The sequence below is a fragment of the Streptomyces sp. Da 82-17 genome, assembly GCF_046098215.1.
Lineage (GTDB): Bacteria > Actinomycetota > Actinomycetes > Streptomycetales > Streptomycetaceae > Streptomyces.
Genome location: NZ_JBJURH010000021.1, coordinates 156,619 through 165,505, shown reverse-complemented (window position 1 = coordinate 165,505; position 8,887 = coordinate 156,619). Strand labels below are relative to the sequence as shown.

At 72.9% G+C, this 8,887-nt stretch carries 7 protein-coding genes; 4 read left to right on the top strand and 3 right to left on the bottom strand.

The window, feature by feature from the left end:
* Nucleotides 1–445: 445 nt before the first annotated feature.
* On the bottom strand, nucleotides 446–1,291 hold the full coding sequence (locus ACIDOF_RS29740) for a class I SAM-dependent methyltransferase (RefSeq protein ID WP_409009238.1): 846 nt from the start codon (nucleotides 1,289–1,291) through the stop codon (nucleotides 446–448).
* Between the two features lie 376 nt (nucleotides 1,292–1,667).
* Between ACIDOF_RS29740 and ACIDOF_RS29735 the strand changes: the two genes are divergently transcribed.
* Both ACIDOF_RS29735 and ACIDOF_RS29730 read left to right on the top strand, forming a co-directional pair.
* Nucleotides 1,668–2,075: a YciI family protein gene (locus ACIDOF_RS29735; RefSeq protein ID WP_409009237.1), complete on the top strand. Its 408-nt coding sequence runs from the start codon at nucleotides 1,668–1,670 to the stop codon at nucleotides 2,073–2,075.
* A gap of 38 nt (nucleotides 2,076–2,113) precedes the next feature.
* Nucleotides 2,114–3,259, top strand: coding sequence for an RNA polymerase sigma factor (locus tag ACIDOF_RS29730; protein ID WP_409009245.1), 1,146 nt, complete (start codon nucleotides 2,114–2,116; stop codon nucleotides 3,257–3,259).
* A gap of 14 nt (nucleotides 3,260–3,273) precedes the next feature.
* Here the strand turns inward: ACIDOF_RS29730 and ACIDOF_RS29725 are convergent, their stop codons facing one another.
* On the bottom strand, nucleotides 3,274–3,582 hold the full coding sequence (locus ACIDOF_RS29725) for a 4a-hydroxytetrahydrobiopterin dehydratase (RefSeq protein ID WP_409009236.1): 309 nt from the start codon (nucleotides 3,580–3,582) through the stop codon (nucleotides 3,274–3,276).
* Nucleotides 3,583–3,705: 123 nt separating this feature from the next.
* Here ACIDOF_RS29725 and ACIDOF_RS29720 point away from each other — a divergent pair, with 123 nt between their 5' ends.
* Entirely contained in the window at nucleotides 3,706–4,527 is an 822-nt protein-coding gene (locus tag ACIDOF_RS29720) for a helix-turn-helix domain-containing protein (protein WP_409009235.1), read from the top strand.
* Here the strand turns inward: ACIDOF_RS29720 and ACIDOF_RS29715 are convergent.
* Nucleotides 4,517–4,840 carry a hypothetical protein gene (locus ACIDOF_RS29715; RefSeq protein WP_409009234.1) on the bottom strand — a complete coding sequence of 108 codons (324 nt, stop codon included), beginning with the start codon at nucleotides 4,838–4,840 and terminating at the stop codon, nucleotides 4,517–4,519. The two genes, ACIDOF_RS29720 and ACIDOF_RS29715, sit on opposite strands and share 11 nt — an antisense overlap.
* Nucleotides 4,841–5,209: 369 nt before the next feature.
* Here ACIDOF_RS29715 and ACIDOF_RS29710 point away from each other — a divergent pair, with 369 nt between their 5' ends.
* Nucleotides 5,210–8,887: a nitrate reductase subunit alpha gene (locus ACIDOF_RS29710; RefSeq protein ID WP_409009233.1), complete on the top strand. Its 3,678-nt coding sequence runs from the start codon at nucleotides 5,210–5,212 to the stop codon at nucleotides 8,885–8,887.

The following is an 8,887-nucleotide window of genomic DNA, read 5'->3' as shown; positions in this document are numbered from 1 at the left end:
ACCCGGCGACCCCGGGCAGCCAGCCTGCCGCGCACCGGGCGACTCCAGGCAGGCGATCTGCCGCGCACCGGACTCCCGCACCAGGCGGCTTTCCCGTACCCGGCAACTTCTGGCGGGCGGCTTGCCGCACACCGAGCGACTCCGGGCAGGCGGCCTGCCATGCACCGGACTTCCCACCGGGCGGCTGCCCCGCACCCGGCGACTCCCGGCGGGCGGTCTGCCGCACGCCGAGCGACTCCGGGCAGCCAGCCTGCCGCACACCGAGCGACTCCAGGCAGCCAGCCTGCCGCGCACCGGGCGTCCCCACCAGGCGGCTGCCCCGCACCCGGCGACCCCAGGCAGCCAGCCTGCCGCGCACCCGGCAACTCCAGGCAGGCGATCTGCCGCGCGCCGGGCGCTCCGGGCAGGCGGGCTTTCCCCGTACGGGCCCCTGATGCCCCTCCGGTCAGGTGTCCCTTCGGCCCACGTGCACGGTCTGCGTGGCGAGGAGGAACACGTCGGGCCGCTGGTCGATGCCCGCTGCGTCGTCCGGGTCGAGGAGTCGCGCGACGGTCGCCGTGTCGTCCGGGTCGAGGTCCTCGCGTGGGCCGCCGCCCTGCCGTCCGAAGACGTCGGCGACGTGGGCGCGGACCGTGTCGGACACGGGCGCGGGCAGGTCGAGCAGATGCGTGCGCGTCTCGACGTGGGTGAGCCCGGCGGCGGTCAGCAGCGCGCCCCAGTCCTCCACCTCGGCCTTCGCGCCGGGCAGCGAGGTGCGCATGGCGTCGAACCGGGCCGCGTCGGCGGCGTCGATGCGGGCCTGCAGTCCGGGCCTGCCGATGCCGATGTCGCGCGGCAGGTACCGCGCCGGAAGCCCGCCCTCCAGGAGCACGAGGACCCCGCCGGGCGCGAGCCGCCGGGCGAACTCGGCGAGCGCGGCGCCCTGGTCCCCGAGGTGGTGCAGGGCCAGGCCGAGCCAGATCACGTCCGCCTCGCCGACCTCCGCCAGGCCGCCCGGCAGCTCGGCGCGGTGCGTGCGGACCCGGTCGCCGACCCCGGCGTGCCCGGCCCGCCGCGCGGTCAGGTCGAGCAGGGCCTGCGTGCCGTCCACGGCGACGACCTCGGCCTTCGGGAAGGCCTCGGCGAGCGCGCAGGCGATCACGCCGGGGCCGCTGCCCGCGTCGACGATCCGGCGCGGCTCGGGCTGCACGGCCCGCACCTGCTCGATGATCCGCTCGGTCAGCGGCGCGTACGCCTCCGCCCGCCGCTCCAGGGGGCCGCTCACCTCCTCCCAGTCCACGTCGGTGTGCACGTGCCCGTGCCCGTGTCCCTGTCCCTGTCCGTGCCCCTGTCCCCGTCCGTGTCCGTGTCCCTGTCCGTGCCCGTGTCCCTGTCCGTGCCCGTGTCCCTGTCCGTGCCCGTGACCGCTCATCTCTTACGTCCTCTCCGCTCGATGTCCGGGACAGCGTGCGCCCGCCGGGCGGCGGAGGCGAATCCTGTTGCGGTTCCGGCAAGGCTGTTGCCGTTCCAGCAAGGGCGTTGCGCTTCCGGCAAGGCAGCGGCACCGGCCCGACCGTGGAAAAAACTCGTGGAGAAAATTTCCGGCGGCGATGTCGAGAACCCGTGACCGGCTCCGTCCCCGGGGTGAACGCGACCACAATGGGTCGCACCAGCGAGGAGGAAACACCATGGCGAAGTACCTGCTCCTCAAGCACTACCGCGGCGCCCCGGCGGCCGTGAACGACGTGCCGATGGACCGGTGGACGCCCGAGGAGATCTCGGCCCACGTGCAGTACATGAACGACTTCGCGGCCCGCCTGGAGAAGAGCGGCGAGTACGTCGACAGCCAGGCGCTCTCCCCGGAGGGCACCTTCGTCCGGTCCGACGGGGAGGGCCGCCCGCCCGTCACCGACGGGCCGTTCGCCGAGACCAAGGACGTCATCGCCGGCTGGATGGTGATCGACGTCGACACCTACGAGCGGGCCCTCGAACTCGCCGCGGAGCTGTCGGCGGCGCCCGGCGCGGGCGGCAGGCCGATCCACGAGTGGCTGGAGCTGCGCCCGTTCCTCAACGAGTCGCCCACGACCACGGAGTGACGGGCCCCGTGAACGGAGAGCCGGAGCCGGCGAAGGGGATGGACGAGGCCCTGCTGCGGAGCCTCACGCCGACCGTCCTCACGGTCCTCGTCCGCCGCGGAGCCGACTTCGCGGCGGCCGAGGACGCCGTGCAGGACGCGCTCGTCGAAGCGGTCCGGGTGTGGCCGGGCGAGCCGCCGCGGGACCCGAAGGGCTGGCTGGTCACGGTGGCCTGGCGGAAGTTCCTCGACGCGGCCCGCGCGGACTCGGCCCGCCGCCGGCGCGAGGACCGCGTCGACGCGGAGCCGCCGCCCGGCCCGGCCCCGTCGCGGGACGACACGCTGCAGCTGTACTTCCTGTGCGCGCACCCGTCGCTCACCCCGTCGTCGGCGGTCGCGCTCACGCTGCGCGCCGTCGGCGGGCTCACCACCCGGCAGATCGCCCGGGCGTACCTCGTGCCCGAGGCGACGATGGCGCAGCGCATCAGCCGCGCCAAGCGCACGGTGTCCACGGCCCGACTGGACCGGCCCGGCGATGTCGCGACCGTGCTGCGGGTCCTGTACCTGGTCTTCAACGAGGGCTACTCCGGGGACGTCGACCTGGCCGCCGAGGCCATCCGCCTCACCCGGCGGCTCGCGGCCGCCGTCGACCACCCCGAGGTCTCGGGCCTGCTCGCCCTGATGCTGCTTCACCACGCCCGCCGTCCCGCCCGTACCGCCGCCGACGGGAGCCTCGTGCCGCTCGCCGAGCAGGACCGCTCCCGCTGGGACACCGGTCTGATCGCGGAGGGCGTCGGCATCCTGCAGGCGGCGCTCGCCCGGGACCGGCTCGGCGAGTTCCAGGCGCAGGCCGCGATCGCCGCGCTGCACGCCGACGCCCCGAAGGCCGACGAGACGGACTGGGTGCAGATCGTGGAGTGGTACGACGAGCTGGTCCGCCTCACCGACAGCCCCGTGGCCCGCCTGGGCCGCGCCGTCGCCGTGGGCGAGGCCGACGGTCCGCGCGCCGGCCTCGCGGCACTCGCGCGGCTCGACGCCTCGCTGCCCCGGCACACGGCCGCCGCGGCCTACCTGCACGAGCGGGACGGCGACCGGACGACGGCGGCACGGCTGTACGCGGAGGCCGCCCGCAAGGCCGACAACCTGGCCGAGCGCGACCACCTGACCCGGCAGGCGGCCCGCCTCAACTCGGCCGAGAAGGGCTGACTCGCCGGTGCGCCCTAGTCCCTCACGCCGTGCGTCTTGGCCAGCTGCTCGACGCGGCTCGCGAGGCCGAAGTCCTTCTCGGTGACGGCGCCGCCGACGCTGTGCGTGTTCACGGACAGGTCGACGGAGTTGTAGCCGAGGGTCAGGTCCGAGTGGTGGTCGAGCTCGTCCTGCACCTGCGCGATGTGCACGACGAGCGCGGCGGCCGCGAAGTGCGAGCCCAGCCGGTACGAGCGGGTCAGCTTGTCCTCGCGTACCGCCCAGCCGGGCAGTTCCGCGAGCCGGTCGTCGATCTCCTGCTGCGACAGCGGTGCCAGCGCCATGACCGTGCTCCTCACGAGGGTCTGCGTATGACGTACAGAGGCGGGAGGGGCTCCCGCCGCCAGCCTGCCACAGCCCGCCCGGACCGGATCGGTCACCGGCCCGTCATCGGATACCGTCCTGTCATGACCAGCGACCGGCGCACGCCAACTGCCGTACCGGGCAAGGGAGTCGGGCCGCTCCTGCGCGGCTGGCGGGAGCAGCGCCGCATCAGCCAACTGGACCTCGCGCTGCGCGCGGAATCCTCCGCCCGGCACATCAGCTTCGTGGAGACCGGCCGGTCCCGGCCCAGCGAGGAGTTCCTGCTCCGCCTCGCCGAGCACCTGGACGTCCCCGTACGCGAACGGAACGCACTGCTCCTGGCCGCCGGGTACGCGCCGCGCTTCCCGGAGACCCCGCTCGACGACCCGTCCCTGGACGCGCTGCGCGCCGGCCTCGACCAGCTGCTCCAGGGGTACGAGCCGTACCCGGCCCTCGTCGTCGACGCCACGTACCGGGTGGTGGCCGCCAACCGGGGCGTCGCGCTGCTCATCGAGGACGTGCCGGAACATCTGCTCGCGCCGCCGCTCAACGCGATGCGCCTGACCCTGCACCCGGACGGCCTGGCCCGGAAGATCCGCAACCTCGGCGAGTGGCGCGGCCATCTGCTGCACCAGATGCAACGCCAGATCGCCCTGCACCGCTCCCCCGCGCTCCGCGAGCTGTACGACGAGGTCGCCGCGTACCCGGTGGCCGACCCGGGCGAGCGGCCGGACCCGGACGAGCCGCCGCTGCCGTACTTCGCGCTGCCGCTGCGGCTCGAACACCGGGGCCGGCTGCTGTCGTTCGTGTCGTCCATCGCGACGTTCAACACCCCGATGGACGTGACCGTCGCCGAGCTGGCCGTGGAGACGCTGCTCCCGGCCGACCCGGCGACGGTCAAGCACCTGCGTGAGCTCATGCCCTGAGCGACAGGTACTGCGCCCCCGCGAACGCCCCGACGACGGCCGCCTGCAGCGCGATCCACACGGCCCCGACCCCGGTCGGCGCGAACCACAGGACGAGGCCGAGCACGCTGAGCACCGCCCAGGCCGCGTTCACCTCGACCACGAGCTGCACCCCGAACCGCGGCGGCTCGGCCCGCGCGGCGAGCGCCCCGACCCCGACAGCGAACACGACGAGCCCCACGCCGAGCCCCCACAGCAGCCCGGATTCCACCCCGAGCAGCCGCCCGACGGGCCCGGAAGCGACCGCGTACACCAGCCCGTTGACCCCGGTCACGACGGCATCGGCCCCGAGAAACCGCCGCAGCCCCACCCGCGCCTCCGCAGTCCGAGCAACCCCACTGAGCAGATAAGTCGACATCTCCACCACCCTCTCCCGATCACACCGACGACTGCCTGCACGAACACCCTGCCGGGAGGGGGGTGGGGAGGTCGATTACGTGTGAGGTAAGCGCCCCGGCAGGGGCGCGGGGAACTGCGCGATCGGCCACGACGAAAGCCGCAGACGAAGGACGGACCGCCGGAGGCTTTCGGGAAGGGGCGGGGTGGGGAAGACACAGACGGCCCCCGCAGAGATGTCACCTGCCTCCGTCCCGCTTACGTTCGCCGAAGGCGAGACGACCGCACGCGACGAGGGAGCTCGACGGTGACCGAGCATGTGACGGAACCGGGGGCCGCGTTGTTGCGTGCCGGGAGGTTCTTCCGGCGGGGCGAGGCCGCGGCCGATCTGCACAGCATCGAGAAGGTCGGCGGGCGGCAGGCCGACGCGTTCTACCGGGACCGGTGGAGCCACGACAAGGTCGTGAACTCGACGCACGGGGTGAACTGCACGGGTTCCTGCCGTTGGAAGGTGTACGTCAAGGACGGCATCATCACGTGGGAGACGCAGCAGACGGACTATCCGAGCGTCGGCCCCGACCGCCCCGAGTACGAGCCGCGGGGCTGTCCGCGCGGGGCGGCGTTCTCCTGGTACACGTACTCGCCGACCCGGGTGCGCTACCCGTACGTGCGGGGTGTGCTGCTGGACCTGTACCGGGAGGCGAAGCGGGAGCACAAGGACCCGGTGCTGGCGTGGGCGGCGATCCAGGACGACCCGGAGCGGCGCAGGACGTACCAAGTGGCGCGCGGCAAGGGCGGGTTGGTGCGGGCGACGTGGGACGAGGCGCTGGAGGTCGTCGCGGCGGCGCATGTGCACACGATCGCGCGGCACGGGCCGGACCGGATCGCCGGGTTCTCGCCGATCCCGGCGATGTCGATGGTGTCGCACGCGGCGGGCGCCCGGTTCCACTCGCTGATCGGTGCGCCGATGCTGTCGTTCTACGACTGGTACGCGGATCTGCCGGTGGCGTCGCCGCAGGTGTTCGGCGACCAGACCGACGTGCCGGAGTCCGGGGACTGGTGGGACGCCGCGTATCTGATGATGTGGGGCTCCAACGTGCCGGTGACCAGGACTCCGGACGCGCACTGGATGGCGGAGGCACGCTATCGGGGCCAGAAGGTCGTGGTGGTCGCGCCGGACTACGCGGACAACGCGAAGTTCGCCGACGAGTGGCTGCACCCGCATCCGGGCACGGACGGCGCCCTCGCGATCGCGATGGGGCACGTGATCCTGAAGGAGTTCTTCGTCGAGCGGAAGACGGAGTTCTTCGACGACTACGTGCGGAAGTTCACCGACCTGCCGTTCCTGGTGACCCTCAAGGAAAGGAACGGCTCCTACGTCCCGGACAAGTTCCTGCGCGCCTCCGACCTGGGCGACGACGGGGAGGGCGCCGAGTGGAAGACCGTCGTCCTGGACCGCGCCACCGGGCAGCCGGCCGTGCCCAACGGTTCGCTCGGTTTCCGCTGGACCGAGTCCGGCAAGGGCAAGTGGAATCTCCAGCTGGGGTCGGTCGAGCCGCAACTGTCCCTGTACGGGGAGGAGTTCGCGGCGGGCGTCGAGGTGCTGCTTCCGCGTTTCGACACCGACGGCGGCGCGCACGGGCAGGGCCGCGGCGAGGTCCTCGCGCGCGGCGTGCCGGCGACGCGGCTCGGCGGCCGGGGCGGGCCGCTGGTCACGACGGTCTTCGACCTGCTGCTCGCCCAGTACGGGGTGGGGCGGGCCGGGCTTCCGGGCGAGTGGCCCGCTTCGTACGAGGACGCGTCGACGCCGGGCACGCCGGGCTGGCAGGAGGCGCACACGTCGGTGCCGGCGGCGAAGGCGGTGCGGATCGCCCGGGAGTTCGCGCGGACCGCGGAGCAGTCGCGCGGGCGTTGCATGATCCTGATGGGCGCGGGCACCAACCACTGGTTCCACTCGGAGACGATCTACCGGGGTTTTCTCGCGCTGCTCACGCTCACCGGCTGCCAGGGCCGCAACGGCGGCGGCTGGGCGCACTACGTGGGGCAGGAGAAGTGCCGTCCGGCGACGGGCTGGGCGACGCTCGCGGGCGCGGGCGACTGGTCGCGGCCGCCGCGGCAGATGATCGGCGCCGCGTACTGGTTCCTGAACACCGACCAGTGGCGCTACGACCGCTTCGCGGCGGACGTGCTCGCATCCCCGCTCGGCGAGGGCCGGTTCGCGGGCATGACGGGCGCGGACTGCCTGGCCCAGTCGGCGCGGCTCGGCTGGATGCCGTCGTACCCGACGTTCGACCGCAACCCCCTGGAGCTCGGCGAGCAGGGTGTCGCCGAGACGGTGGCCCAACTCCGGGACGGCAGACTGAAGTTCGCGTGCGAGGACCCGGACGCGCCGGAGAACTGGCCGCGTGTGCTGACGCTGTGGCGGGCCAACCTCCTGGGCTCGTCCGCGAAGGGCGCCGAGTACTTCACGAAGCATCTGCTCGGCACGCACTCCTCGCTGCGTGCCGAGGAGGCGGGCCCCGACGAGCGGCCGCGGGACGTGACGTGGCGCGACGAGGCCCCCGAGGGGAAGCTCGACCTGCTGCTTTCCCTGGACTTCCGGCAGACCTCGTCCACACTGCTCAGCGATGTCGTCCTGCCCGCGGCCACCTGGTACGAGAAGCACGACCTGTCGTCGACGGACATGCACCCGTACGTGCACTCCTTCACCCCGGCCGTCGACCCGCCGTGGCAGGCGCGCACCGACTTCGACACGTTCCTCCAACTTGCCCGCAGATTCAGCGAGTTGGCTGCCCCGCACCTCGGTGTGCGCCGCGACCTGGTCGCCACGGCCCTGCAGCACGACACCCCGGGCGAGACGGCCCAGCCGGGCGGTGTCGTACGGGACTGGAGGCGCGGCGAGTGCGAACCGGTGCCCGGGAAGACGATGCCGAACCTGACCGTGGTGGAGCGGGACTACACGGCGGTCGGCGACAAGTTCGCGGCGCTCGGCCCGCTCGCCGAGGAGCTCGGCCTGCCCGCGAAGGGCATCGCGCTCCGCCCCGACCGGGAGGTGCAGGATCTCGGGGAGCGCAACGGGCGGGTGCGCGGCGGGCCCGCGGACGGGCGGCCGCTCCTGGACACCGCGGTCAAGGCCTGCAACACGATCCTCGCCCTGTCCGGCACCACCAACGGCCGCCTCGCCACACAGGGCTTCCACACCCTGGAGCAGCGCACCGGGCAGGAGATGGCCCACCTGGCGGCGGAGGCGGAGGGCAAGCGCATCACGTACGCGGACACGCAGGCCGCGCCCGTACCGGTGATCACGTCGCCGGAGTGGTCGGGCAGCGAGTCGGGCGGGCGGCGGTACACGGCGTTCACGCTCAACACCGAGCATCTGAAGCCGTGGCACACGCTGACCGGGCGGCAGCACTTCTTCCTGGACCACGACTGGATGCACGAGATCGGCGAGACGCTGCCCGTGTACCGGCCGCCGCTCGACATGAACCGCCTGTTCGGGGAGCCGGAGTTGGGCCCGGACGGGCAGAAGCAGGTGACGGTCCGCTATCTCACCCCGCACAACAAGTGGTCGATCCACTCCGAGTACCAGGACAACCTGTTCATGCTGTCGCTGTCCCGCGGGGGGCAGTGCATCTGGATGTCGCCGCAGGACGCGGCGGCGATCGGCGTCGAGGACAACGACTGGATCGAGGCGGTCAACCGCAACGGCGTGGTCGTGGCCCGCGCGATCGTCTCGCACCGCATGCCCGAGGGCACCGTCTACATGCACCACGCCCAGGAGCGCACCGTCAATGTGCCGCGCGCCGAGACCACCGGCAAACGCGGCGGCATCCACAACTCCCTGACCCGGGTCCTGATGAAGCCCTCGCATCTGATCGGCGGGTACGCCCAACTCTCCTGGGCCTTCAACTACTTGGGCCCTACGGGCAACCAGCGCGACGAGGTGACGGTCATCCGCCGCCGCAAGCAAGACGTGGAGTACTAG